Here is a 25,788-nt window from a genome sequence, read left to right as displayed (position 1 = left end):
CCGGTTAGTTCCGAGAACTTCTTGGCATTCTTCGGTGTTCAGTCGCAAAATCTGCCGTACGTCACCGTGGATACCGCCTTGAAGGTACCTGCGGTATGGGCGGCTGTTGCGTTTCTTTCAAGAACGCTAGCTGCGCTGCCCTTACACGCTTACCGCAAGACCAAAGATGGCCCCGTTAGGGCTACAGGCCGTTTGGAGACCGTCGTTCATGACGCTCCAAACGACGAGATGGATCGCTTTAAGTTCTGGCAGTACTTCTGGCAGCAGGTCTTCACGGGCGGACGCGGCCTAGCCTATATAGAGCGAGCGCCGCAGGGCGTCGAATCGTTCTGGATCATGGATCCGACCAAGACGACTATTCAGCGTCGCGGTGGGCGAACCTCCTATCAGTTTGACGGCAAGTCCTACGCCGCCGCTGACGTCATCGACGTGCCGTTCATGCTCAAGGCTGACGGCCTAAAACACTACGGTCCGATTGCACAGGCGTCGAAGGCGATTCAGCTTGCGTTGGCGATGAATGACTACGGCGCCAACTTCTTTGCGGGCGGCGGCGTTCCCCCGCTGGCGCTTGAAGGACCACTCCCGGCTGGTGATGCAGCGATCAAGCGCGCTCAGGCCGATATCAAGCGGTCGGTCGACGCGGCCAAGCATGCAAACGAGCCGGTTTTTCCCATTCCGGCCGGGTACAAGCTGACGCCGGTAGGTATCGACCCCGCCAAGGGACAGATGGTCGAGGCCAGGCGGTTCCAGGTTGAGGAAATCGCCCGGGCGTACCAGCTTCCACCAGTCTTTTTGCAGGACTTGTCTCGCGCGACGTTTTCGAACGCCGAGCAGCAGGATCTGCATTTGGTCAAGCACCTCATTGGACAATGGGCCGAGGCGCTTGAGGGCGAGATGAACCTCAAACTGTTCGGCCGCGGCGGTGGTGGTCGCTATGTCGAGCACAATCTAGACGGGCTTCTTCGCGGCGACTTCAAGACCCGCATGGAGGGTCTGGCCCGGGCTATTCAGACGGCGCAGATGACGCCGAATGAGGCTAGGGCGCTCGAAAACCGGCCGAAGCATGAGAACCCGGATGCGGACAACCTGCTTGTGCAGGGTGCCACGGTAGCTCTTGGAACGCAGGTTGCGGATGGCGGTAGTGAGCCGCCTCCGCCTGCAAACGACAACACTGATGAAAGTGATGATGGGGCCGAGGCCGCATGAAGGACATTGAAAAGCGCGGCGGCCACCTTGGCGTTGAAAAGCGTGCGGCCGATGAAAAGCGCACCCTCAGCGGATACGCTGCTGTCTTCAACAGCGATACGCCGATAGGTGATTATTTCGTAGAGCGGATCGCGCCAGGCGCATTCAAGGACACGGTCGGCGGCGATGTTCGTGCGCTCGTCGACCATGATTGGGGCCGCATTGTTGGGCGCACAAAGTCCGGTACGCTTCGACTGGTTGAGGATGAGCGCGGCCTTAAAGTTGAGTTCGACGTTCCCAACACCACGGACGGAAACGACCTTTGGGAGCTCGTTGAGCGAGGCGACATCAGCGGCATGTCGTTTGGCTTCCGCGTTACCAAGCAGGAGTGGGACGAGAGCGGGGACATTCCAGTTCGTACCATCCGTGCGGTGGAGCTCTTTGAGGTCTCCGCGGTCGCCTTCCCAGCCTACGATGACACGTCGATTGGCAAGCGTGATCTAGAATCGGCCCGCGCGGAGGCGGCAAAGCTGACATCAGATGAAGCGCGCAAGAAAGACAATGCCGCCGCTGCCGCGCGCAGGGTCGCGGGAAAGCGCGCGGCGATGGAACAGAAGTTTCGAGGCATCCGGCAGGACGCTTCGTAGTCACCCGGCAAATCCGGAGGGCAGGTAGTCCTGCCATTTTTGAATGCCCGCCAACGAGCGGGCCTTTTCATTTGGAAATTTGAATGACCCTTACCGAACTGCAGGAAAAGCGCGGTCGCCTTGTTACGCAGGCCCGCGATGCTCTGAACGAGATTACCAAGAATACCGACGACGCCCGCGCCGCTGAGCTTGACGCCCGTCACGACGCCATCATGGCGGACTTCGACAAGGTTGAGAAGCAGATTGAGCGCGAGGAGCGCCAGGCAGCCGTCGAGTCTCGTCTGGCCGAGCGCGCCGCTGAGGAGCGCGCCCGTAAGCGCCCGACCGGCGGCGATGACGAAGCCCGCGGCCAGGACCAGGGCGAAAAGCTCGAGTACCGCAAGGTATTCTACAAGTTTATCGCTAGCGGTGCCGATCTTGGCGAGCTTGAGCCGGAAGAGCGCAAGATTCTGCGTGCCGGTCATGTTGAGCCGGATGCCGAAAAGCGCATGCAGACCGTCGGCACAACCACGGCTGGCGGCTTCACCGTCCCAACCGAACTCGCCGATCAGATCATTAAGTCTATGAAGGCTTGGGGGCCGATGTACGATGATGACATCTGCACGACCCTGAATACCGCGACCGGCAACCCGATTAAGGTTCCGACTGTCGACGACACTGCAGTCACCGCTGAGAAGCACACCGAAGGCACCGCGCTGACGGACGACGGCGGCAAGGACGTCACCTTCGGCCAGAAGTCGCTGGACTCGTATGGCTACGACACCGAGTTCGTGAAGTTCTCGCTCGAGCTCGCCCGTGATTCTATCTTCAACATGGAGTCGCTGATTGGCGGCTTGCTGGGCGAGCGTCTTGGTCGTATTGCCAATCAGGAGCTGACTGTCGGCGACGGCACTGGCGACCCGAACGGCATCGTCACCGCTTCGGCGCTTGGCAAGACCGCTGCTGCAGCTGCTGCCATCACCTACGACGAGATCATTGATCTGATCCATTCGATTGACCCGGCTCACCGCCAGTCGCCGAAGGTTCGGTTCATGTTCAACGACTTGACGCTGGCGGCTATCCGCAAGCTGAAGGACGGTGAGGGCCGCTATATCTGGACAATGGGCAACGTCCAGCAGGGCGTCCCGAACGTTCTCCTCGGCTACAATTATAGCATCAACCAGGCTATGGCGAACATTGCCACCGGTAACAAGACGATGCTGTTTGGTGATTTCGGCAAGTACTTCGTCCGCAAGGTCGGCTCGCCGCTCATCGGCGTCCTGCGCGAGCGCTTTTGGCCGGATCTCGGCATCGCTGGCCTGATCTACTTTGACGGCGAGCTCGGCGATACCGCCGCGGTCAAGCACCTCATCCAGGCGTAACCAATAGGGGCGGTCGAAAGGCCGCCCCTCCTAAGCGGAGGTGGCTTTGAGCTACGAATCCAAGGTTTACAAGGAGCAGGGCGGAAATCGCCAGACTGTTGCTCCGGGCGGTTCGCTGAAGGTCGGCAACGCGATCTTTACCGCAAACGCTGCCGGCCAGGTCATCGTGACCGGCCTCCCGACTGCCAACCCGAACGTTGCTGGCGCCCTTTATAGCAACAGCGGCGTTCTGACGATCAGCGCAGGCTGATGCTTTTGCGGATGCTGGTGGGCATTTCCGGGCCATTCTACACGCTGGATCCCGGCGATGAGTTCCACTTTCCGGACGACGAGGCTTCGCGCCTCGTCGATGCCGGGTTCGCAGTCGTGGTTGCGCCTGTCGCCGTACTTGAAACTGCTACAGTTGATCTGACTGGCGTTGAAAAGCGCCGCGGACGCCATAGGAAACAAGAAAATGTGGTATCCGCCGACGGAGACGGCAGCGGCGGCCAGTGAGCCGATTACGCTAGAGCAGGCCAAGACTCATCTTCGCGTGTTTCATGAAGATGACGATGAATATATTACATCGCTGATTTCCGTCGCGCGCCAAGCTTGTGAGGCGTATTGCGCGGCATATTGGGCTGAGCGTGCCATTGAAATTTACGCAGACAGCTTCTGCGACCTTGCATATTTTCCCGTCACTCCGGTCAAGTCGATCGACGAGGTGAGTTATACTGATACTGGCGGCGTATCCGCTGAGGTCAGTAATACGGTCTACGAATTTCAAGCTGACGCCTCACGCTTTGTAACCAAGTCCGGGCAGAGTTGGCCAGCAGTCCTTTTTGGTTCGCGCGTGAAAGTAGCCGCGACCGTCGGCGACGAGGTTCCCGCACCCGTTCTGCAGGCCATGAAGCTAAAGATCGGCGACCTCTACGAGCGCCGCGAGTCCGTGCCGGACACCGACGTTTCGACGTTCGACAATTTGCTTACAAACCATAGATTTTACGGAGCGCCTTAGTGGCCGACCTTACGATTACCGCCGCGAGTGTCATCGCGGGCGCCGACGCAGCGCGCGAAAGCGGCACGGCCGGCGAGACGGTTGCTGCCGGCAAGGCGGTGTATTTTTCCAGCACCACAAAGAAGTGGATGCTGGCCGATTCCAACAGCGCGACCGCGGAGGCCCGCAAGGCCACTGCCATCGCCCTGAACGGCGCGTCGCTCAATCAGCCAATTACGGTGCTGAAGGGCGGTGACATCACGATCGGCGCGACATTGACGGCCGGCACGGCCTATTACCTCTCCGACACGCCTGGCGGCATCTGCCCGCTCGCCGACGTCGGCTCGGGTGAGTACGTTTGCCTACTCGGTTTGGCTAAGTCTACGTCGATTCTGGCCGTCAATATCCAGTACCCGGGCGTTGCGCTCTGATGGTCAAGCGCTCGGGAGCCGGAGCGCTCACCGAGCGCGTCCATTTTCAGAAGCGTGACGAACAAGACGACGGCTACGGCAATCCTGTAGCCGGTGGCTGGAACACGCAGTTTACAGAGCCGGCCCGCCTGCAGCCAAAGCTTGGCAGCGAGCCGGTGCTTGCCGCGCGCCTGACGGGCGTACAGCCGTTTTTGCTGGTCGTCCGCAGTTCGGCCCGCACCAGAGCCGTAACGCCTGCCTGGCGGGCTGTGAACGCGCGAAGCTGTGCCGAGTACAATATTCGAACCGTCGCCAACGCTGATGAGCGGAATGGCTGGCTGGAAATGTTGGTTCAGGAAGGCGTGGCGACGTGACGGCGCTTGAGCAATTGGCTGGCCTCATCCGACAAATTGAGGTGGCGACGGTTGGTGATTATCGGACGCAGGACGCCATCACCATGGCGCGAATGTCCGGGCCACGGGGCAACCCCTGGCTCGCCCGGTTAGCTGGCGAGTTGGAGGAGGCGGCGGTGCTTATTCCCACGTTGTCGGCGCAAGTCACGTCCGAGCTCCACGTGATGTGTGCGGGGTTGCGCGCGGAACTGGCGGGAACGCCCCTTTGCCACGCGTAACCTTCGCGCAGTCGTTCGACTGGTATCCGCCTGAGCTCAAGGGCCGGTGGATGCAGTCATATAAAGCCGGCTGGTCCGGCCTTGTTACCACACCCTGCGCCGCGGAGGCGCGCCGACTTGGCAAAATTGCAGAACCGCGAGAAAGCACTCCGCAAACTAGCCGCGATACCGCCAGCAGTCCGCAGCGCCGCAAAACAGGCGCTCGCACAAAGCGCTGACGAGATCACGGAGGCGATCCGCACAGCGGCGCCTCGCGGCGCGACGGGCGAGCTCAAGAAGTCGGTCGCCCAAACGTGGGGTGGGGGTAAGGTTCGGTATTCGAGTCTGGCGGGCCTGACTGGTGAGGCCGGGGATCCGGATCTTAGTGTCCGCATATCGGCGGGCAATAGCAAAGTTCGATATTCGCATATCGTGGAATTTGGCAGTGCTCCTCATATAAACGGCGGCCTTTTTGCTGGAACAGAGCATCCCGGGACAAGAGCCCAGCCATTCTTCTATCCTACATACCGCAGACTGCGACGGCGTGCGCGCAGCAGGGTCAGTCGGGCTGTGACAAAGGCCATTAAGCAGATAGGTCAGTCTTGACGGAATTGGTTTGCGCACACTGCTCTGTCGTGTTTCAAAAAACGGGCCGAATTGCGAGAAAGTACTGCTCTGAGGACTGCCAAAAACTGGCAAAGGCGGAGATGCGTAAAAACCCATCTCTGCCGAAATGCGCCATTTGCGAATCCGAGTTTAAGCGCGAAAGTAGCCGTCAGGTCGTGTGTGGATCATCGGAGTGCTGTAAGAAGTATAAACTCCAGTACCACGTAAAATATCGCGACGAAAATCGCGATAGGTTGAATGAAGAAGCCAAAGCCGCGTATCATCGGTCAAAAGCTGAAAACCCAGAGGCGCTTAGGGAAAAGAATAGGCACTACGTTAAGGCAAACCGCGCGCGTCTAAATGAGCAGCGTCGCACGCCAGAACGGCGCAAGGTGGCGGCTGATAGGCTTCGCAATAAAGTAGCCAACGACAACCAACTTCGGCTGAACGTTCGCATGGGTGCAAACATCTATCATGCCCTTGCCGAAAAGAAGGCCGGTCGCAGGTGGGAAGATGTTGTCGGCTACACCGTTGACGAACTGGCGGAACATCTTGAGCGGCAGTTCGCAAAAGGTATGACCTGGGACAACTGGGGTCGCGGCGCCGGCTGTTGGCATATCGACCATATCGTCCCCAAAGCGTCGTTTAAATTCGATAACGACAACGACCCAGAGTTCAAAGCGTGCTGGGGCCTGCACAACCTTCGACCACTTTGGGAGAAGGATAATTTCGCCAAGAGCGACAGCATCACCCACCTCATCTAGGCACAATGTCAGAAGCAACACTGCCTTTACAGGCCGCGATCATCGCGGCGCTGAAGGCGTACGCACCTCTTACGGCGATCGTCGGCGCCAAGGTTTTTGACCGCGTGCCCGCCGGGACGGCTGCGCCTTACGCTTGTCTGTCGGGCTGGCAAGAAATCGAAGACGGCACGGACTGCATGGACGCAAGCGAGGTGTTTTTCGATGTCCAGGCATTCTCTACGCAGCCAGGCAGGCCGGAGGCCGCGAGAATTGCAGGCTCGGTCAAAGCTGCGCTGCACCGTCTAAAACCAGCAACTGCGGGCTGGTCGGAAACAGAAATTCTCTACCGCAGTACTCAATACTTCCCAGAACCGGACGGCACCACGACGCGCGCCGTTGTCAACTTTCAAGCGCTGGCTGACAGCGACGCATAGGAATATTTTTACATGGCTCTTGCCCAGACTTTTCGTTTTTCTGGCTACCGCGTCCTGCTCGGCGACGGTGCGGATCCCGAGGTTTTCGCCGCCCCGTGCGGCTTCACCGAGCGCTCTATTTCATTCAACCGCGAGCTCTCTGAGACCAATACCCCTGATTGCGCTGACGAGGACGCGCCGTCCTGGCTTGAGCGTGACGTTACTAGCATGTCCGCCACGATCAACGGCACAGGCGTCCTCGAGGCGACCGCGCTGCCGATCTGGCTTGGGCTGCTAAACACCACCGTTAGCTTTAACGCCCGCGTCGAGCTGTGGCGTGAAGGTGTGAAAGTTGGCCACTGGCAGGGCGCTTTCGCACTTGAAAGCTTCGAGACCAGCGGCACCAAGGGCGAGCGCGTTCAGGTGACCGTTTCTATGCAGTCCGACGGCGTGGTTGCCTACACCGCGGCGTAAGCATGGCCTTCGAAAACCGCAACGGCCGGATCGAGCTTGATTTCGCGGACGGAACCTACGGGTTCCGTCTCGCTATTGGCGAGCTTGAGGAGCTGCAGGAAAAGACGGGGGTGGGCCCGTACGTGCTGCTCAAGCGTCTTCTGGTCAATGAGTGGCGCATTGAAGACGTCACGCAGACGATCCGTTTAGGGCTCATTGGCGGTGGAAAAGAGCCGGTTGCGGCTCTTAATCTCGTTCGCCGCTATGTCGAGCAGCGTTCCGACTGGATGAACAACGCTATGCTAGCCCAGGCGATCGTAAGCGCTGCCCTAGTTGGTGCGCCGGAGGAAGAGCCGGGAAAAGGCGACGCGCCGGAGGCCGAGACGGAGGGTTCGAACTTCCAGACGGACGCCTTGTCTTCGGCGAGCTTTATGGGGCAGCAGGAGCAGCCGGAATAGCGATTTCCGATATGCGCGCCATGACGTGGTGGCAGTTTTCGGAGACGGTTGAGGGGTTCGTTCGGTCAAAGACCAACGACAAGGACAGCGGAATATCCGCAGTCGAGGAAGACGAGCTCGGAGCGCTGCTTAGCGCGCCAATGTGACGGAATATCCTGTCATACGCTCATTGCCGTTGGCGGTTATAACAAGGATTGATCCGCGCGGGTCAACGACTTGAAACAGCATAACCGCCGACGGACCAAAGCCGTGCTTCGATACAAGCGACGGCTCACAGCCGGTGTGGAATTCAACACTGGCCATGTCAGCGCCGTTATACAGCGCATCTACTTTTTCTTTAGTCAGAAGGCAGCTGGCTCCTGCCTGAGTAGTGGCACAGAGCGCCGCAGCAGCCGCAATTATTTTGAGCATTTGGACACCTAATGGCCGACGATATTGAGCGTCTTTCGCTCGTTTTGGACGTGACAGCCCAACGGTTCGAAAACGCCATCAAGCGTCAGAGTGCACAGTTCAACAGAATTAGCAAGCAAATTGAAGATCGAGCGACAGCGATGGAAGACGCCGTCGGCGCTTCCTTCGACAAATTAGCTAAGATCGTTGGCGGCGCTGCGGTATTGAACGAGCTAAAGAAGCTCGCGGACACCTGGCAGGAAGCAACCAACAAGATCAAGTCTGCCGGCGTTGGTGAGGCGATGGCCGGCGCGGTCTCAAATGAGATCGCTGATATTGCGTCGCGAAGCCGAACTGGTTTTACGGAGGTTGCCGACCTTTACGCCCGCTTGACGCGCACGGGTAAGGATTTTGGCGCTACGCAGGGCGAGATAGCCCTTGCGACTGAGACCGTCTCCAAGGCCCTGAAGGTCTCCGGGGCGTCTGCCGCTGAAACGCAGTCGACGCTTGTCCAGTTAGGCCAGGCGTTGGGTTCGGGCCGTCTACAGGGCGACGAGCTTCGCTCATTGCTAGAGAACGCACCGGTGGTGGCGCAGGCCATCGCCAAGGAATTCGGCGTCGCCATTGGGCAGCTGAAGGATTTGGGCGCCGAAGGCAAGCTGACCAGCGACCGCGTGTTCCGCGCTATCGTCAACGCCGCGCCGGAGGTGGGCGCCGCGTTTGCCAAAACCAGCGCGTCGATTTCCGACAGCTTCACGATGCTGCAGACCGCAGCGCTGAAGTTTGTTGGCAATAGCCAGCAAATGGGCATTGCCGCGGCTGCGGCGTCGTCGTCCATCCAATTCCTGGCGAAGAATATCGACGGAGTCGCCACTGCCGCCGCCGCTGTCGGCGCGGTAATCGCAAGCCGGTTGATCGCGCAGGGGCTCGCGCCCATGGTTGCGCAGATTGGAGCAACTGTTACAGCGTCCGCTGCGGCGTCTGCCGGCATTACTGCCATCGGCGTGCGTGCGCAGCTTGCAGCGACGTCGGTTGCTGCCCTCCGCGCCGCGCTCGCGCTTGTCGGCGGCCCGGTTGGCGCTGCCATCCTCGGGACGGCCGCGGTTGTTGCCTACTTGGCCACCGAGGCTAGCAAGGGCAAAGAAACGACCGACCGCTATGCCGAAGCGTTAAAGGCGCTACGGCCGCCCGCTGATGACGCGAAGGCCGCGATCAAGGGGGTGGGCGATCAGGTCGCCGAAACCTCCGACAGGATGAACAGGGCCGTTACCGACGGTTACAATCGCAAGCTTCAGGAAGATGCGCGTGCGGCTCGCGACCTTGAGACGACAATCCGCAGCGCCACGCAGGGCCTCGAGCAGTTCGGCTCAGCCGGTCTGAAGGCGGATGACAAAAAGCGCGGCTTGGACCTTGTCCAGAAAGGTATGGAAGGCAACGCCGCTCAGGCGTTGGCCGCCGCCGATGAGCTGCGCAAGCTTGGCGAAACCAATATCAGCTTCGCCAGCGCCTTTGGTTCTATCGCGGCGATGCTCACGCAGCTCGCCGCTGTGCGACAGGCTGCTGTTGCGACGAAGGCCGCGCTTGCGGGCGTTGAAGCGACACAGGCGTCAGAGGGTTCCGCCAAAAAGAGCCGCGATGAACAGTCCGCCCTAGTTAAGTCGGGGTTTGTCCCGGTTGGACCAGCATTCGACGCACAGAGTGACCCGGTTCTTGCCGGGTTGCGTCTTCAGCGCGAAGTCCGCCTTGCCCAGATGGACAAGGATAAGAAGGCGCTTCAGGACAAGACCAAGGAGCTCTACGACGCGGCGCTGGGGCAGGGTGGCGGCGTTACTTTAAAACAGGCGGAAGCCGCCGCTAAGCAAATCCTTGCTGCCGAGGCCGCGCAAAAGGGCGGTGGCGGAAAAGGCCCAAAGTCCGATGAGGATAAGGCCGAAGATCGCATCAACCGTTACATCGACAGCCTGGCGCGGCAAAATCTCGTTCTTCAGGCTGAAATTGATAACTTCGGCAAGTCGAACGCACAGAAACGCGCTGCTGTTGAACTGGCCAAGGCAGGTGTAGACCTTAATCGCCTCGACGCGCAAACACGCGAAGAAGTGCTGGCGAAACTTAACAAGGAAATTACCCTTTCTGAGCAGCTTCGTACTAAAAAGAAGGAGCTTGAGGACGCCCAAAAGGCCTATAACGACGCATCAAAGTTCTTTGGTGATGCCGCGACAGACGCGCTTGAAGATCTCATTATTAACGGCGGTAAAGCAGAGGACATTTTAAAGCGCCTTGTTGCGACATTGGCAAAAGCGGCGCTTCAGGCGGCGCTAATGGGGTCGGGCCCGCTAGCCGGTCTGTTCGGCACGACCGGGGCAAACGGTGGTGTAGGCGGCCTGTTCGGCATGCTGTTCGGTGCCATCGGCGGGAAGGCTGACGGCGGGTGGATCAGCGGCCCCGGAACTGGGAAAAGCGACAGCATTCTGTCGTGGTTGTCTGACGGCGAGCACGTCACCAACGCACGTTCCGCGAAGAAATACGCGCCATTGCTGAATGCTATCAACAATGATCGTATGCCGAAGTTTGCGACTGGAGGCTTCGTCGGCGCGATGTCGACGCCAAGTGTGCCTACCGGCATTGCCGCGGCTTCTTCCGGCCCCGCGAAGATCATTGTCAACAATACGCAGTCCGACAACGTCCAAGCGAACGCTAAACAGGACAGCAACGGTGACATCACCGTGCTAATCAGCGCGGTTGAGGCGCGGATTGCCGACAACATGCTGCGCGGTCGTGGCCCGATGTCTGCGGCCAACAACGCCCTGCGAACCAATCGACATCTGAGGTAAAATGGCCATCGCAACTTGGCCGTCGCTGGTGCCGTATCGGTCGCCCGTGGACGGCCGCACGCCTGTACAGACCTATAGCCCTCCGGTCTCGAGCGAGACCGAGGGCGGGCCTCCGATCGATAGGCCTCGTCCTGGTCCGCGCTCTACTGAGATCCAGTGGCAATCTGGCTGGCTGACGTTGAGTCAGTGGGAGGCGTTCGAGCAGTTCACGCGATACGACCTACAAGACGGCACGCTGCCGTTTACCATGCCAGTATGGCGTCCAAATGGGTGCTATGTCGAGCGCACTTGTAAGATAAAAAGTGGCGCGTGGACGTCTGATTTTAGTAAGGCGCCTCGAATTCGAGTGTCCTTTACATTGATAGTCTTCAATTGGTGATTAATGGCATTAAGCGCAGCGCTTGAAGAGGCGTATGCGGCGGTTGATGTAAGCGGTGATCTTTACGACACGCTTGAATTCGATCATCCGACGCTAGTGGCGCCGTTGCGATTTGTGCGCGGCGTCCGAATCCCCGGTGAGTACGAGACTGTTACGCTTCCGGTTCCGGGTAACCCGTCTGCGGAATTCACCGTTGTTGACTTTGGGTTTCAGCGCCCCGGCCAGGACGAGGGTGGTACGTCCAAGGCGCGCATTCGCGTCGACAACGTGTCTCGCGTTCTTCAGCAGGCATTGCGTGACGCGATATCAGCTGATGAGGCGTTTTCCGTGACGTACCGCTGTTACTCGACGAATGACGTCAATCACCCCGAAGAATACACTGGCCTGCGTATGAGCAGTGTAACTGTCAATGCTCTGAGCGCTGAAGGCGATCTATATTACGAAGAGGTTGAACTTCAGGCGTTCCCCAAGCGGGCATATTCGCTCGATCTGTACCCGGCACTATATGGCCAGTGAGTGTATAATCTCATGATTATGCCTTTCATCTCAATGACGCTCACCAATCAGTTCATGGCAAACTCCGCGGCTCTTACGGCAGCTTCGGCTTGCGACACACTCCGTCGCCTAGAAGCTGTCGTTGAGAATAGAACGCCGCATCGGGTTGTAACCACGGAAGCTGGAAGGACTCTTCATTCTGGCCCGTGGGGTATGGCAATTTACGATAACGACGGCGCTTTGCGTGCACGTTTCCTCACGTAGTCCAGTCGCCTTCGTCGTCTCACACGTCGGCCATCCATACGAAAAAACCGGCCTGCACTGCTGGGAACTAACCAGGCGGTGCCAGTCTGAGGTTTTCGGCCGCGAACTGCCTACCGTTATCACCGTTCCCGGCTCCGCCATGGGCATAGCGCGCCTTATGCGGCACCGGGACAAGCACCCAGGCTGGCAACGCGCCGAATCTCCTAAACACGGCGCCGTTGTCTTTATGACGCGCGCGGGGCATGGCCCCGAACGCTCCGCGATCCATGCCGGTGTCTATCTCGCGCTGGACGGCGGCGGGATCCTGCATACGGACGACCCGCACGGCGTGGTGTTCGAATCCTTTTCAGAGCTCAAGGCGCGCGGTTGGGCGGGGTTGAGCTTTTACCTGCCGGATTAAATGACCCAAGTACTGTTTCGTCGGTGCGATGGCCTCGAGGCCGGCGCTCCCGTTGTGCTGCCTAAAGGGCGCCCGCTGCTGTCAGTAGTGGTGAAGAAGCACGCCGATCGTAGCCGCCCGCACATCGTTTCTGTTTGTAGGCGCAAACATCCGCTTGCGGTTAGCGACATGTCGGTTCGCCTCCGCCGTGATTGGTCGCGCACTCGACTTAGCAAGCACGACACGGTTGTCATCGTGTATCTCCCGCAGGGCGGCGGTGGGGCGGCGGCAGGCGGTGGGGGCGGTCGCAGTAAAGGCTTGGCGATCGGCCTCGTCGTGGCTGCCATTGCGCTTGCGGCCGTTGGTCAGTTCTGGGGCATTGCCGCGCTGAACGGCGCGCTCGGACTGGGCGCAACCAGCGCAGTCGGGTCGACCATCTGGGCAGCGGGAACGACTGCGCTTCTGGCAGGCGGGGCGTATCTCCTAAACAAAGCCACGCAGGCTAAGGCTGACAAGACCGAAGATCGCCCGACCTACGGCGTTGCTGGCGGCGGTAATCTGCCGCGCTCGGGCGATCGTATCCCGGTCATTTACGGGCGTTGCTGGAATTCGCCAGACCTTAGTCAGCCTGACTACACCACCTATGACGGCGACGACCAGGTTCTTTACAAGCGGCTGACGATCGGCTGCGGCAAGTATTCAATCAAATCGATACGCGTTTCCGGCATCACCATGTGGACGTCGGACGGTGGCCTAACACCTCCTTTCTCGACGGCCGCTATCGAGCCTATTGCTCCGGGCGGAACATCATCACTGGTCCCCGGGTCGGTTGTCAGCGTCGCAGCGGTTAGTAACAACCAGCTGCCGAAGGTGGCGGATTTCCCAAACTGGGCGGGGCCTTTTGATTTCGGTACTGATGCGCCGCTTCAGACCAAGATCCAGTTAGACTTCTCCGTACCTTCGGGCTGCTACGCCGTTCCCGACGCGGGTAAGTTCCAAGGCAAGCAGTATTCGGCGAATTGGGGCGTTCTTTTTGAGTATGCGCCGTGTGATGTCGACGGAGTAATTATTGGGGCGTGGTCGACGCTCTACACAGAAACGCAGTCTACACTTTCGACAAGGCCGATTAGATATACGCGATTCGTAAACGTATCATCCGGTCGCTACGCTGTTCGCGCTAGGAATATTGGCGACCCCGATCACGTCGCCCACTCTTCGGGCGAGTTCAATGCTGACGTCACAAACATCGTCGTTTGGGAGGGGCTGCGGTCGCATCATGCAGAGACGATAACGCGCCCTGGTGTGACCGAGCTCGCTATGCGCATTCGCTCAGGGAAGGCTCTTGGTGTTACCTCGTATGGCGACGTCGAAGTTGAAGCTAGTCGTATTTTGCCGGTCTATTATGGCGGGGCAACTGGCTGGGTTGAAGAAGAGACTGACAAGGCCGTTTGGGCCTCTGTAGACGCTCTTCACAATGCCGATTATGGCGCGAGCGTTCCATACAGCCAGATCGATCTTGATAGGTTCAAGTTCTACGCCGAAAACGTCGACGAGTTTGACCGGTTCAGTGCGGTTATCCGCGGCCCTGTGTCCGTTCACGACGCGGCTAGCACGGTCCTTGGCGTCATGCGTGCTTCGCCGCTTCGGCTTGGTAGCATCTGGACCATGGTCCGCGACGAGCCGAAGGCCGTTCGAAAGCATGTCATTTCTAGACGACAGATCCTGAAGGATAGTAGCGGGCAGACGTTCAATCTTGACCTTAGCGACGGATCCGCCGACGTCATCGTTGAATGGAACGTTGATGGCGATCCTAAGCGTAGGCGCGAAAAGCGCGTTACGTTCGGAACGCAGACACTCAATCCAAAGAGGATGGCGGCAACCGGCGTCACGGACAGTGCGCACGCGATTCATATCGCGACTTGGGCAGCGGCAAGCGCATATTTTCGGCGCGAGCGCAGAAGCCTGACGACAGAGATGTCCGGTCGACTGTTTCTGCCAAACGATTCAGCGCTGATCGATAACTGGTATTTTGACGCATACCAGGCTGCAGGCGTCGTCGACCGTGACAATTTGGTCCTGACGGTTGACGCCGAAATGGCGTTGCCGCCAAGTCCATATGTCATCCTTCGGGCGAGGGACGGTAAGGAGTGGGGCCCGGTAGGTGTCACTCAAGTAGGAAACCGGCTGACGCTCAATCCCGCCGACGTCACGCAAGCCGAAGCTCTGTCTGGGATCTCGCTTTCAAACGTCATCAACAAGCAGACGCAAGCCTTTACGACGGTCGTAGCTGGGACACTAACTGAAGTTCAGGACGCCTGGTTAGTCAGGGCCATTAGCTTCAGCGGCGACACGCAGGTCGGAATTGAGGCGGTCTATGACGCTCCTCAAGTCTGGGATGCGTTAGGCGTTCCGATTGTTGTGCCGCCTCCGCCTCCATCAAGCGGGCTCGAGAATGATGCGTCCGTGCGAGTCGCGTGGGTGCGTGGCAAAGCCGTTCAAAAAAACGGCGCCATGTATATGGACTGGGCTGTTGGACGCAGCACTGGTGCTGCACTTTATGCGGTTCGCATCAGTTACGACAACTGGACGACGTCGGAAGACGTATTCCGTGGACCTGAGTCCTCAGGAACGCATCCCCTCCGCGAGTTCGAAGGAACTATTCGGATTAGGGCTCGCGGGATCAGTGCAACGGGACTGCTTGGTGTCGAGGTAGAATCGGCGTTTAGCCTAGCTCCGGCCCTTTTCGATCTAAGCAACGCTTCGCCGAAAACGCTACAGTATAAAGCGTTTCTTGATGGCATGGAGCCGGTTGCGATTGTTGAAGTGCTGCCGGATCTATTTGGTTACGACGGTCCTAAATTTGTCACCATTAGAGAGCCCGGAGCGGACAAGCCGACTCTGTATCGACTGTCTGACGACGGAACCGCATGGAATAAGCTTGCGGCAGAAGACTACGTTGCGAATACCATTACGGCAGCTGCGATCCAGGCTGGTGCGGTAAAAGCTAGCGCAATCGACGTTGATTATCTTTCTGCAATCAGTGCCGATTTGGGCGACATTCTCGCCGGCAGCTTGAATATTAATAATAGATTTCAGGTTGCTGCAAATGGAACCGTCACCATAAATAACGCGACTAGCGGCGCTCGATTGGTCATCACGAATAGCTTAGTTTCTGTTTATGACAGCAGTAACACTCTACGTGTACGCATGGGTATTTGGTAATTAAATGCCACAAGGCCTTCAGGTCTTCAACCAGTTTGGTAGTTTGAAGATCGATATATCAAATCGGCTTTTGAGGTTGGTTGATATCATTTTTGTTTCGGCCGGCGTCTCCGGAAGCGCCTTTCGCGAGGGGCTTCTGACAGGAACGCCGGTCGTCTTTGCAACAATGGTTAGTGGTGCTGCGGCAAGCTGGCCTGGGAATAACCTCTATCCCCCCGAGATAATTGTCTCATCTGGTACAGTGTACTGGGGTGTTACGAATGCTGATCATCGCCTCATGCTTTGGGTATATTAATGACGGCTGGTCTGCAGATCATTAATGATGTCGGCACTGTCCAAATTGACGAGAATTGGAAGAATTTTGGCTTCCGGCAACGCATTCCAGTATCGCTAAGTGCTGGCCCCGTTACTGGTGGACCGACGGACACTGCTCCATATCAGCTCGTAGTACCCGGTGAAGCAGCGCTTGTAGCCTGTCGAGCCGAAGTACTCAAACCGGTGATGCTGCACAGTTATCTGAGCGGCGGATATTGGACCTACAACTGGCTGTTTTATCCACCATTCGTAAGTGGCACCTACACCGAAACGGTTCAGTTTTACGTCTTTGACGTGCCCTATGAGAATGTCTTCTCGAACGTTGGCCTTGAGGTCTTCAACGGCTCAGGCCAACGGGTTTTCCACTCTGACATGCAGACCATGAAGGTGCCGTCCGGCGGCGACCCTCGACCCTGCAATTCAAATTTTACAGGCACTTCGGGTAGAATTTATGCCCCGCTGATTGTGATTAATCCCATTCGAGCGGAGTTCACAGGGTCAGCTTATAGGCACTCTACCAGAGCGCTGCGTGTCTCAGGTGAGAGTATCTTAAGTTCAAACCAAGACATAAACTCGTCGACTGTCGGTGAGTTCGCGAACGAAGGGCTATATATGCCCATCGACGTTACTGATTATTCCTGATTTACGTTTTCGGAAAATTGAATGACTAATACGATCGCGGTCTTTCAGATCTCGACTGAAGAAGACTTGCGCTTTCAGTTAGACTTTAGCGGTATCAATCTTTCCGGACGTACGCTAAAGGTTAATGTTCGTGAGCGTGGGTCCAATACCTTAAAGGTAGCACTGGCGTCGCCCGCAAATCTCACTCTGGTAGGTACCGGAAATCTTACTGTCTTATATGCCAAAGGCAGTATGAGCAGTTGGGCCAAGGGAGAGTACGAAGCCGATTTGATTGATGAGACAGGCGGGTCTTTCACGCGTCTCATGGCGGTTCGGTTTGTATATGACAATCCAGGCCGGCTTGTTTACGGAGTTAAGGGCAACCAGGCCACTGTAAACTGGGGTGGCAACCAGGCTGTCGTAACTGCCATTGGCGGTGTGGGACCACCGGGGCCGGCGAACAGCATTTCTATCGGAGACGTCACGACGCTGGAGACGGGAGTACCCGCAACTGCTTCGGTGACGGGAACTGCGCCCAATCAGGTGCTCAACCTTGGACTGCCGAAGGGTAATACAGGAGCTACCGGCGCGACCGGTGCCACAGGAGCTACCGGCGCGACCGGTGCTACGGGAGCTACCGGCAATAAGGGATGGTCGCCCATCCTCGCCAATGTCATCGACGGAGTGCGCCGCGTCCTGCAGATTGCCGATTGGACCGGTGGCGAAGGGACGAAGCCCGCAACCGGCAGCTACATCGGTCCGACCGGTCTTGTCGCCGCAGTTGGCGACGCGATCGACATCCGCGGCGCGCAAGGTCCGTCTGGGTCGGTCACGGATGGCGATAAGGGCGACGTTACAGTTAGCAGTAGCGGTTCGACTTGGACCGTTGACAATGACGTCATCACCTTCGCCAAGATGCAGAACATTGCCACGTCGCGCTTTGTCGGCCGCACAACGGCGAGCAGCGGCGATCCGGAGGAACTGACGCCCGCGCAGGCAACGGCCATTCTCAACGCGCTGGTTGGCGATTCCGGTTCGGGCGGGACGAAGGGACTAGTACCAGCCCCGGCCTCGGGCGATGGTGCGGCGAAGAAGTTGCTGTTGGCGGATGCGACCTGGGCGACACTACTCTCTGTTTTGGCAACAGGCGCCCCAGTCAAATATGCCTACGGGTCTTCAAGCTCAAATTCGCTTCTCGCGTCGACCATCCCCTACGACAACACCATTCCTCAGATTTCCGAGGGAACGGAGATCGTTACGGCTTCAATCACGCCATCCGCGACGAGTTCTAAGGTACTTGTTATTGGTCTTGGTTGGGGGTCAACCGTCACCGCCGGGAGCATCATCCTCGCAGCGCTGTTCCGTGACGCGGTTACCAATGCTCTTGCTGCTACGGCTTCCAGTTACGCCAGCGTTACCGACTCAAAGGTGTTCCTTTTTGCTTATGAGGATTCGCCGTCCACAACCAGCTCAGTGACCTATCGGATGCGCGTCGGCGCCAATAGTGGTAACATGAATCTGAACACACCGCAGAGCGGCTCGGTTCTTGGCGGCGTCGCCCGGACGATCCTATTCGCAATCGAGATCAAGGGCTGAGCCATGGTGTTTCTCTCCGCCTGCTATGCGAATGAAGATCACTCTTCCGTAGTGGCCCAGACCGATGATTTCGGTGCTGTCCTCATTTCGCAAGACGACCGCCCGGTGCTTTGGTCCGAGTTCGAAGCGAGCGGGATTGTCCCGACCGAGTTCGTTCCGTCGCCCCCGCCAATCGTTCCGATCACAGACAGGCAGTTCGCCCACGAACTTGCGGTGCGTGGGACGATTACGGAGGAGGAGGCGCTTGACTGGGCGGCGCGCGGCGATCTCCCGGCTGTCATGGAAAGCGCAATTGGCACACTGCCGACTGAAGCCAGGTTCGCGGCTCGCATGCTCCTCCGTGGCGCTGTCACCTATGATCGGCAGCATCCGATCGTCGACCAGATTGGCGCCATATTCGGCTATAACCAAGCCGAGATCGACGACCTGTGGCGGGCTGCTGCGGCGCGCTAGCGCCGGGGGGCAACCGAGGGTAGAAGGGGCGGTTACCGGAGCCCCTAGATGAACCCGCTCATCATTTCGATTGTCTTCCTCCTCTCGGGGTTCTCGTCTCTAATTTACCAAGTGATCTGGCAGCGGGTGCTCACCCAGATCATCGGCGTCGACTCTCTGTCGGTTGCCTTTATCGTTGCGATCTTCCTTTTCGGGCTTGGCCTCGGGGCTCTCGCCTCAGCGCCACTGCTGCGGGGTGCAAAAGCCCGCACGTTGGCTCTGAGCTACGCGGCTATCGAACTGGTGATCGGCGTTTACGGCGCCCTCTCGGTGCCCTTGCTTCGCGAGGTGAACGGCGCGGCCACGGCAGCGAACATCAACGCGACGCTCAGCATCGACTTTCTGATCAACCTGGGCCTGCTGTTCCTGCCAACCTTCCTGATGGGGGCAACGACGCCCATCATCGTGCAGTTGATGAAAAGTTCGCTGAGCGACCTTGGTAAGACGACGGGGCGCTACTACGGCTTGAACATCCTCGGGGCGGCAATCGGCGCGCTCGGAACGGGGCTGATCTTCATCGAATTGCTCGGGCTGATTGGCAGCACGTGGCTTGCTGCGACGGTGAACCTGGCGCTTGCCGTGACAGTGGTCATGTTCGCCCGCGGAGATGAGGCGCGGGGGCTGGAGGAGATCGAAGAGCGCGCGGGGGTCGCGCGTCGCTGGCCATTGATTGCAGCCGGCTTCCTGTTCGGGTTCGCCACGCTGACCATGCAGATGCTGTTTTTCCGGGTGCTGGCCAACTACTCGACCATGGCCTCCATCACGTTCCCCATCATCCTGACCGCCTATCTTGTACTGATGGCGATCGGTCAGGTGGTTGGCGGCCGGACGATCGATCGTTTCGGGGTGAGCGCTAAGCCCTTCGTCTGGCTGTTCGTCGCAGGCGCGGCATTGTTGACGGCTACTTTCCTGATCCCGCCAACAGCTTTTCTTGGCATCGGCGGGTTGGTCGTCTCGCCGTCCTTTGCGGTCTTCCTCGACCGGACGGGCGCTCTGGTGGGTGATCCGAACCCGGCTCTCTCGCTGATCTTCGCCACGCTGTTCATGGCTTCGCTCATCGCCTTCACGGCGTTCTTCCCGATGCTGACGAAGATCGCGACTGAAAAGGTTGGGCTTGCCGGTGGCCGCTTTGCGGAAATCCTGGCCGTCACCACGCTCGGGAACGTCTTCGGCGCCTTTGTCACTGGCCTCTGGCTTGTTGGGGCGCTCGGGACGATCAACACGTTCGTGGTGGCTCTGGTCGCGATTGCGGTGGCGATCTTGCTCGTCGCACATGCGACGGGCGCACAGCTGTCGCTCAGGTTGGCCGGTACGCTGGCTGCTATATGCATCGCCGCGGCGCTCGTCATGCCGCATGACTACTACAAGCGCTTCTCTTTCGATCGCTTCAACATTTCGGAGGTCGTCGAAGGCCATAACGGCGTCGTCTCGATCGTACCGACAAGCCGCTTCTTCACGCTGGCTGCGATGTTCCGCACGGAATCGGGATTGGCGATGCACCGATACCCGGAGCCAAGCGACAACTATCAGGCATGGCGGATCAACATGGCGGAGGCCATGGCGATCGATCCGACATTCCGGCCGAAGCGCGTTCTGGTCCTTGGCCTCGGGCACGCCTACGGCATTCGCGCCATGCTCGATTACGAGTTCGTCGAGAAGGTCGTCGTCGTCGAGATTTCGAAGGAGATTCTGGATTCGGCCAGGAAATACTCGACGCCTGACATTGCGCGGATCTTCAACGACCCCCGCGTTGAGATCGTGCTTGAGGATGGCCGGCGATACATCCAGAAGGCCTATAACCGCGGCGAGCGCTTCGATCTGGTCGAGGACCGGATCAACGAACCCTGGCGCGCCGGCTCTAGCAACCTATTCAGCGTCGAATTCTTTCAGGCGGTCAAAGCGATCCTCAACCCAGGCGGCTATCTCTCGATCCGCGAGATGACGAGCCACATCGTCACCGCGCTTTCGGTCTTCAGGACTGGCTTCTGGGCACAGGAGCACGTCCACGCCTACTTCACGGACAAGGATGTTCGAACGCCTGACCCAATCGCGGTCCCGAGCGAGATTCGGCAGCCGTTCCTTTCGCTGGTGCCCGGTCAGGGCGGCGCCAAGCAGGAGGAGCGCGGCAGCCTTAACTACGTGAGGCTTTCGGCCAGCCAGTTCCCTGATGTGCCGCGCAGCACGGATGACAGGCCGGTTCTGGAATACTCATGGCTTCGCCAGATGCGCGGCCCATTGACGGATAGGGTCTTCCTCGCATCGCAAGTCAGTAGACTGCCAATGAAGCGGTCGGAGGTTCGGTTCGAACCCTGATCAGCGAAAAATAGAAGACATATCTAGCCGCCTCTCGGGCGGCTTTTTCTTTCAGGTCATCATGAAACTCGCATCAAACTGGCGGGCCGTAATCCGGCACGCCTGGAGCCTCCGTCTTGCGCTGCTGTCTGCAGTGCTGGGCGCTGCTGAGGTGGCGGTTGAGGTCTTCATCTCAGACCCGCCTATCAGCCGCGGCGTCTTCGCGGCATTGGCCGCTGCCGTGAGCCTAGCCGCAGCCGTAGCGCGCGTGGTCGCGCAGACACCAATTTCCGGAGAATAGAATGAGTAAACGGGCGAAGGCCGCGCTTGCGGGCGCGGTCGGCGCGATTGCACTTGCCACCACGGCCCTGATTCAGCCGTGGGAAGGGTTGGTTTTAAAGTCCCACTGGGACCGCTATGCCAAGATTTGGGATATCTGCTATGGCGAGACCAAAGGCATTACGGCCGGCATGGTCAAGACCAAGGCCGAATGCAATGAGATGCTGGACAACCGCGTTCACCGCGATTTCTATATCCCTCTCACCAAGTGTATCGCCGACTTCGACGACAAGCCCCTAAGTTGGCGCGCGACCGCAATTTCGGTTGCCTACAACGTCGGCACAGTCGCCACCTGCAAGTCCACCGCCGCGGCACTGGCGCGGCAGGGTAAGTACGCGGAGAGCTGCGAAGCGTTCACGCGCTTTAACCGGGCCGGTGGTCAGGTCGTGACTGGGCTAGTCAGGCGCCGGACCAATGGTGACGCCGAGCGCATGGGCGAGCTCGAGCTTTGTAAGGCGGGCCTGTGATGCCGTGGAGTTTGAGTAAGCCCGCGATTATCGCGTTGGCCGTCGCTCTGCTGCTCGCCTTGGCGGGCCTCGGGTTCTGGCGCGGTATGGCTGCGATCGATTCGGCTCAGAGACGAGCTGTTGCGGTGGCCGTCGAAGGACGCGACGCGCATTGGCGCGCTGAGATCGCCAAGTCAAACGCTGAAGTAGCAAACGCTCGAGCCACGCAGGCTATCTTGGTGGCCAATGCTGCCGCGAAGCAGGCCCGCGCTGAAGCCGATGCAAAAGCCGCATATGACGAGTTGGAGAAGAAGAATGCGGCTTTGCCCGTTAATCCTGAGTGTGGCCTTAGCGCTGAGCGCGGCGGCCTGCTCGACAGTATCCGATAAGCCGGTGGTCCGAACCGAGATCGCGACGCCCGTGTTGACGGAGGACATGCGGCGTCCGTGTAGCCGGCCCGTTGCGATTCCGCGCCGAAAGTTGACCGAGCAAGACGTCACGAACCTATGGGGCAAAGACCGGCGCGAGCTCGTCACGTGCGCGGCCCGGCACGGTGCTGCGGTCGGTGCAATTGTCGGCGGGGCCAAGTGATGGAAATCACTATTCCGGCCGCGCTGGCGCTGTCTCTAGGCACCGCGGGTCTGACGCTCGCGGCAAGCTGGGGCGTGGTCAAGTATCAGGCCACACAGCACGAAAAGCGCCTGCAGAGCCTTGAGGATAAGGTGGGGCGCCAGGCTGACGAGCTGTCCAACTTCCGGCTCGAGGCCGCGCAGCGCTTTGTCACTGTCGAGACGATGGCCAAGCTTGAAGAGCGCGTTGTAGATGCGATCAACCGTCTAGGCGACCGACTTGACCGTGTGCTTGAGGGTAGGGCAGCTACGGTGCGCATAAATGGTTGACAACCATTGGTAACCATCGGTATAAAGATGATGCGTTAACGGTGACGCACCATTCAGGCGAATCCCATGCGAAAGCTGATTATGTCGGCCGCGCTTTGCGCGGTGATGGCCTCCTGCGCGGCGTCGCCTGTTATGGCGCAGCAGTGCGCTAGCGCTGAGCACTTTCTTGAACAGATCGAGTCCGCTAAGCCCGCTGGATTGGTGGTTAAAACCTACGGGCGTGAAGCTACAGCCAAGATCGTCGAAGTGCTGTCCGCCGAATCTCCGCCACCGGAAGGCTTCAAACCTGACGGGATTATCATGGTCTCCGGTGACCGAGCAGCAATGCTGCTTTTCATCGAAGATGACCGCATTTGCCATCGCATGGTTCTTTCGCTGAAGGCAGCCGCTTTGCTTGAGCAGGCAGCGTTCGGTCGCGTCGTCTGATTTCGCCCGCTGCCCGTGAGGGTGGCGGGCTATTTTTTTGGAGGAATGCATGGAAATCGTTGGTGTTCTGAGGAATGCGCGTCGCGTGCCGAAGGGGGAAGATCCGCGCGCGCCGTGCCTTGCGGGTCAGGTCTACAACGACACGAAGGGGCGGTTCCATGACGGCGCGTGGATTACCACCAGCACCATCATGGAGGAATTGCCGGACGGCGTTTTCAAGACGCGGTTTAGCGCTTATCGCGTCGCAAGTTGGGAAGGACAGTCACCCGCCAACGACAACCTGACGCCACGCGCTTACTTTGACGCGCGCACCGCTCTTCAGGAAGAGCTCGCAATCAACATCTCCGCGCAGATCGCGAACGGCGTGAAGCCTGATGCGGTTCAGGTGCTGGAGTGGGCGAACGCCTTGTACGAGGCGGAAGTGGGGGCGGCGTGATGCTGCGGCTCTTCCCGCCGAAGACTGAGCCACCGCTTGACGTTGCTATGCGGAAGATCACCGAGGCGAGCGCGAGTCTCAATCTCGACTACAGCAGTTTCGATGGCATGTGGACGGCGCGCATCGGCGTATCCCGCAAGGACAGGGCGTACATCTCGTTCTCGTCCAAGCAAGTCGGGGCGGTCGATGCAATCTGCGGAGTCGCGCTCAAGCTCATGAGGGAACGGTTATGACCTTCCCCGACGACATCGTGCGGGCGGCGCGGGAGGCGTTCATTACAGCCGCTCCGCAAATGGACCGCGCCAGCGCCGATCGTATTCGCGCGGGCGCTATGGATGACTCGCACGCAACCACAATCATTGCCACGGCCATCCTCGCTGAGCGCCAGCGTTGCGTGGAGTTGGCGCGGGCTGAGGCCGCCCTGCTGTTTGGGATGACGCCAGACATTGTTGGCGAACTTATCGTCGAAGCTATCCAAGGACCACAGGCTTGACCCAAATCGACAACGAGACCCTAGCCCGCACCGTCGCCGCTTATGAGGCGAACGACCGCAGCCAACGGGCTGCCGCGCTTTCCTTGGGGCTGGCGCGCAGCACAGTGCAGTTGCATCTGAATCGCGCTGCTGAGCGGGGAATGCTGGGCACGGAGCCAGTGTTGCCTGGGTACCGGATCAGCCAGGTCACGACGACCCCGCACGGCGACTTTATCCAGCAAAAGCCGGAGCGTGGCGAGGCGTTTGAAGTACCGGCCGGACATTCGGTCAAAGGCATTTCCGCGCTGCTCGACGAAGACGGCCGCGAGATTATCAAGTGGGTGAAGACCCGCAACGAGTACGCACCGGCTGACATCGCCGAAATTCTCAAGACCGCGTTCTCAGACTACCGCGCGGCCGAACCGATACCGGCGCCTGCGGCGTCAGACTTGGACCTACTCACGCTCGTGCCATGCAACGACTGGCACGTGAACCTGCTCACATGGGAGCGCGAGACTGGCCAGAACTGGGATCTTGCCAATTCGGAGCGCGTCATTGGGCAGGGCATTGACGACGCCATTGCTCGCTCGCCATCGGCGGGTACTGCCGTCGTGCTGGCTGGCGGCGACCTTCTGCACGCTGACAACAACGAAGCCCGTACAGCGCGCTCCAACAACGTGCTGGACACCGACAGCCGGCACCAGAAGGGGCTCGAGACTGCGGGCCGGTTGATGGTGCGGACCATCGACGCCGCGTTGCGCAAGAACCGTCGCGTCGTGGTGCGCGTGCTCAAGGGCAACCACGACGAACACACGTCGGTGGCGATCGGCTATTTCCTGCTCGCCTGGTACCGCGACGAGCCGCGGGTGACCGTCGACGTCGATGCCTCGCTGTTCTGGTGGTTCCGCCATGGCGCGGTACTGCTGGGCGCCACGCACGGCCACACGGTCAAGCTCAAGGACATGGCGTCGATTATGGCGCACCGTCGGGCTGAAGACTGGGGCGCGACCAAGTTCCGGTACGTGCACGGTTTTCACATCCATCACGCCAGCAAGTTTCAGACGGAAGGCGGCGGCGTGATCATGGAATCGCATCAGGCGCCCATTCCGCAGGATGCCTGGCATTTCGGCGCTGGGTTCCTATCGGGCCGATCGGTTCAAACAATCACGTATCACGCGAAGTACGGCGAGATTTCGCGCGTTCGCGTCGCGATCTTGGATGCTGCGGCAAATGACAATGCCGAACTGGGGAGGGCAGCAGTATGACAACCTGGCTAGCAATTCTGCTTTACGTCTCTCAAGACGAACCACTGTTGTTCTGGACGCTTGTCGCCGCGTTCTCACTGATGTCGCTTGGCTTGATTTGGCTGACGCGGGGATTCTGGAGGTTTATTCGGCGGGCTGTGGCGTGAACGAGTCTAAACCAACCGATGAGCAGTTGCTGACGGCAGTCGGAGGCGGCAGTCGTACCGCCTATATCGCCAGAAAGCTTGGCCTAATTCGCAACAGGGCATGGGTTCTGGCGCGACTAAAGTACCTGCAAGCCGCCGGCCTAGTTGTTCGTGACGAGCGCTATAGCGCGGTCAATGACTACTATTGGCGGCGCCCATGAACCCCGTCGCCGCTTTCGCCG

The 25,788-nt window shown here is 59.1% G+C and carries 31 protein-coding genes; all 31 read left to right on the top strand.

Annotation, left to right across the window (positions count from 1 at the left end; genetic code table 11):
- Positions 1–21: 21 nt before the first annotated feature.
- The 31 genes from ACWIGM_RS08935 (at position 22) to ACWIGM_RS08785 (ending at position 25,767) form a co-directional block, all read left to right on the top strand.
- Positions 22–1,206 carry a phage portal protein gene (locus ACWIGM_RS08935; protein ID WP_454025585.1) on the top strand — a complete coding sequence of 395 codons (1,185 nt, stop codon included), beginning with the start codon at positions 22–24 and terminating at the stop codon, positions 1,204–1,206.
- Positions 1,203–1,832, top strand: coding sequence for an HK97 family phage prohead protease (locus tag ACWIGM_RS08930; RefSeq protein WP_454025584.1), 630 nt, complete (start codon positions 1,203–1,205; stop codon positions 1,830–1,832). Before ACWIGM_RS08935 ends, ACWIGM_RS08930 begins: the two co-directional genes overlap by 4 nt.
- An 83-nt stretch (positions 1,833–1,915) precedes the next feature.
- Positions 1,916–3,193, top strand: a complete 1,278-nt coding sequence (locus ACWIGM_RS08925; protein WP_454025583.1) for a phage major capsid protein — start codon at positions 1,916–1,918, stop codon at positions 3,191–3,193.
- 46 nt (positions 3,194–3,239) lie between these two features.
- A complete protein-coding gene (locus tag ACWIGM_RS08920) occupies positions 3,240–3,443 on the top strand; it encodes a hypothetical protein (protein ID WP_454025582.1) in 204 nt (67 codons plus the stop codon).
- The gene (locus tag ACWIGM_RS08915) at positions 3,443–3,688 is read left to right on the top strand and encodes a hypothetical protein (RefSeq protein ID WP_454025581.1); all 246 of its coding nucleotides are present in this window, start codon (positions 3,443–3,445) and stop codon (positions 3,686–3,688) included. The genes ACWIGM_RS08920 and ACWIGM_RS08915 overlap by 1 nt, the downstream gene beginning before the upstream one ends.
- Positions 3,648–4,190, top strand: coding sequence for a head-tail connector protein (locus ACWIGM_RS08910; RefSeq protein ID WP_454025580.1), 543 nt, complete (start codon positions 3,648–3,650; stop codon positions 4,188–4,190). Before ACWIGM_RS08915 ends, ACWIGM_RS08910 begins: the two co-directional genes overlap by 41 nt.
- Positions 4,190–4,600, top strand: a complete 411-nt coding sequence (locus ACWIGM_RS08905; RefSeq protein ID WP_454025579.1) for a hypothetical protein — start codon at positions 4,190–4,192, stop codon at positions 4,598–4,600. Before ACWIGM_RS08910 ends, ACWIGM_RS08905 begins: the two co-directional genes overlap by 1 nt.
- Positions 4,600–4,953, top strand: a complete 354-nt coding sequence (locus tag ACWIGM_RS08900; RefSeq protein WP_454025578.1) for a head-tail adaptor protein — start codon at positions 4,600–4,602, stop codon at positions 4,951–4,953. Before ACWIGM_RS08905 ends, ACWIGM_RS08900 begins: the two co-directional genes overlap by 1 nt.
- Before the next feature lie 338 nt (positions 4,954–5,291).
- A complete protein-coding gene (locus tag ACWIGM_RS08895) occupies positions 5,292–5,795 on the top strand; it encodes an HK97 gp10 family phage protein (protein ID WP_454025577.1) in 504 nt (167 codons plus the stop codon).
- Positions 5,792–6,559: a hypothetical protein gene (locus ACWIGM_RS08890; protein WP_454025576.1), complete on the top strand. Its 768-nt coding sequence runs from the start codon at positions 5,792–5,794 to the stop codon at positions 6,557–6,559. Before ACWIGM_RS08895 ends, ACWIGM_RS08890 begins: the two co-directional genes overlap by 4 nt.
- Before the next feature lie 5 nt (positions 6,560–6,564).
- A complete protein-coding gene (locus tag ACWIGM_RS08885; RefSeq protein ID WP_454025575.1) occupies positions 6,565–6,972 on the top strand; it encodes a DUF3168 domain-containing protein in 408 nt (135 codons plus the stop codon).
- Positions 6,973–6,984: 12 nt separating this feature from the next.
- Complete coding sequence (locus tag ACWIGM_RS08880) at positions 6,985–7,425, top strand: phage tail tube protein (protein WP_454025574.1); 441 nt, start codon at positions 6,985–6,987, stop codon at positions 7,423–7,425.
- Between the two features lie 2 nt (positions 7,426–7,427).
- Complete coding sequence (locus tag ACWIGM_RS08875; RefSeq protein WP_454025573.1) at positions 7,428–7,862, top strand: gene transfer agent family protein; 435 nt, start codon at positions 7,428–7,430, stop codon at positions 7,860–7,862.
- A gap of 422 nt (positions 7,863–8,284) precedes the next feature.
- Positions 8,285–11,083 carry a tape measure protein gene (locus ACWIGM_RS08870; RefSeq protein ID WP_454025572.1) on the top strand — a complete coding sequence of 933 codons (2,799 nt, stop codon included), beginning with the start codon at positions 8,285–8,287 and terminating at the stop codon, positions 11,081–11,083.
- A 382-nt stretch (positions 11,084–11,465) separates the two neighbouring features.
- On the top strand, positions 11,466–11,978 hold the full coding sequence (locus ACWIGM_RS08865; RefSeq protein WP_454025571.1) for a DUF1833 family protein: 513 nt from the start codon (positions 11,466–11,468) through the stop codon (positions 11,976–11,978).
- A 382-nt stretch (positions 11,979–12,360) separates the two neighbouring features.
- Entirely contained in the window at positions 12,361–12,621 is a 261-nt protein-coding gene (locus ACWIGM_RS08860) for a hypothetical protein (RefSeq protein ID WP_454025570.1), read from the top strand.
- Positions 12,622–15,822: a host specificity factor TipJ family phage tail protein gene (locus ACWIGM_RS08855; protein ID WP_454025569.1), complete on the top strand. Its 3,201-nt coding sequence runs from the start codon at positions 12,622–12,624 to the stop codon at positions 15,820–15,822.
- Positions 15,823–16,116: 294 nt separating this feature from the next.
- The gene (locus ACWIGM_RS08850; protein ID WP_454025568.1) at positions 16,117–16,779 is read left to right on the top strand and encodes a hypothetical protein; all 663 of its coding nucleotides are present in this window, start codon (positions 16,117–16,119) and stop codon (positions 16,777–16,779) included.
- A 21-nt stretch (positions 16,780–16,800) separates the two neighbouring features.
- A complete protein-coding gene (locus tag ACWIGM_RS08845; protein WP_454025567.1) occupies positions 16,801–18,354 on the top strand; it encodes a hypothetical protein in 1,554 nt (517 codons plus the stop codon).
- Between the two features lie 3 nt (positions 18,355–18,357).
- Positions 18,358–18,807, top strand: a complete 450-nt coding sequence (locus tag ACWIGM_RS08840; RefSeq protein WP_454025566.1) for a hypothetical protein — start codon at positions 18,358–18,360, stop codon at positions 18,805–18,807.
- Between the two features lie 48 nt (positions 18,808–18,855).
- On the top strand, positions 18,856–21,159 hold the full coding sequence (locus tag ACWIGM_RS08835) for a fused MFS/spermidine synthase (protein ID WP_454025565.1): 2,304 nt from the start codon (positions 18,856–18,858) through the stop codon (positions 21,157–21,159).
- Positions 21,160–21,220: 61 nt separating this feature from the next.
- Complete coding sequence (locus ACWIGM_RS08830) at positions 21,221–21,439, top strand: DUF7940 domain-containing protein (RefSeq protein ID WP_454025564.1); 219 nt, start codon at positions 21,221–21,223, stop codon at positions 21,437–21,439.
- A gap of 1 nt (position 21,440) precedes the next feature.
- A complete protein-coding gene (locus ACWIGM_RS08825; protein WP_454025563.1) occupies positions 21,441–21,944 on the top strand; it encodes a lysozyme in 504 nt (167 codons plus the stop codon).
- The gene (locus tag ACWIGM_RS08820; protein ID WP_454025562.1) at positions 21,944–22,312 is read left to right on the top strand and encodes a hypothetical protein; all 369 of its coding nucleotides are present in this window, start codon (positions 21,944–21,946) and stop codon (positions 22,310–22,312) included. Before ACWIGM_RS08825 ends, ACWIGM_RS08820 begins: the two co-directional genes overlap by 1 nt.
- A gap of 201 nt (positions 22,313–22,513) precedes the next feature.
- Positions 22,514–22,822, top strand: a complete 309-nt coding sequence (locus ACWIGM_RS08815) for a hypothetical protein (RefSeq protein ID WP_454025561.1) — start codon at positions 22,514–22,516, stop codon at positions 22,820–22,822.
- 66 nt (positions 22,823–22,888) lie between these two features.
- Positions 22,889–23,248, top strand: a complete 360-nt coding sequence (locus tag ACWIGM_RS08810) for a hypothetical protein (protein WP_454025560.1) — start codon at positions 22,889–22,891, stop codon at positions 23,246–23,248.
- A gap of 49 nt (positions 23,249–23,297) precedes the next feature.
- Entirely contained in the window at positions 23,298–23,684 is a 387-nt protein-coding gene (locus tag ACWIGM_RS08805; RefSeq protein ID WP_454025559.1) for a hypothetical protein, read from the top strand.
- A complete protein-coding gene (locus ACWIGM_RS08800) occupies positions 23,684–23,917 on the top strand; it encodes a hypothetical protein (RefSeq protein WP_454025558.1) in 234 nt (77 codons plus the stop codon). The genes ACWIGM_RS08805 and ACWIGM_RS08800 overlap by 1 nt, the downstream gene beginning before the upstream one ends.
- On the top strand, positions 23,914–24,177 hold the full coding sequence (locus ACWIGM_RS08795; RefSeq protein ID WP_454025557.1) for a hypothetical protein: 264 nt from the start codon (positions 23,914–23,916) through the stop codon (positions 24,175–24,177). The genes ACWIGM_RS08800 and ACWIGM_RS08795 overlap by 4 nt, the downstream gene beginning before the upstream one ends.
- Positions 24,174–25,421, top strand: coding sequence for a hypothetical protein (locus ACWIGM_RS08790; protein WP_454025556.1), 1,248 nt, complete (start codon positions 24,174–24,176; stop codon positions 25,419–25,421). The genes ACWIGM_RS08795 and ACWIGM_RS08790 overlap by 4 nt, the downstream gene beginning before the upstream one ends.
- Positions 25,387–25,767 (top strand): hypothetical protein, encoded by a 381-nt coding sequence (locus ACWIGM_RS08785; protein WP_454025555.1) that lies wholly within the window; start codon positions 25,387–25,389, stop codon positions 25,765–25,767. Before ACWIGM_RS08790 ends, ACWIGM_RS08785 begins: the two co-directional genes overlap by 35 nt.
- Positions 25,768–25,788: the final 21 nt, after the last annotated feature.

Source organism: Allobosea sp. NPDC055332, assembly GCF_053645455.1.
Note: the sequence above shows the minus strand (reverse complement) of the source record. Positions and strands in the feature narration are given on the sequence as shown.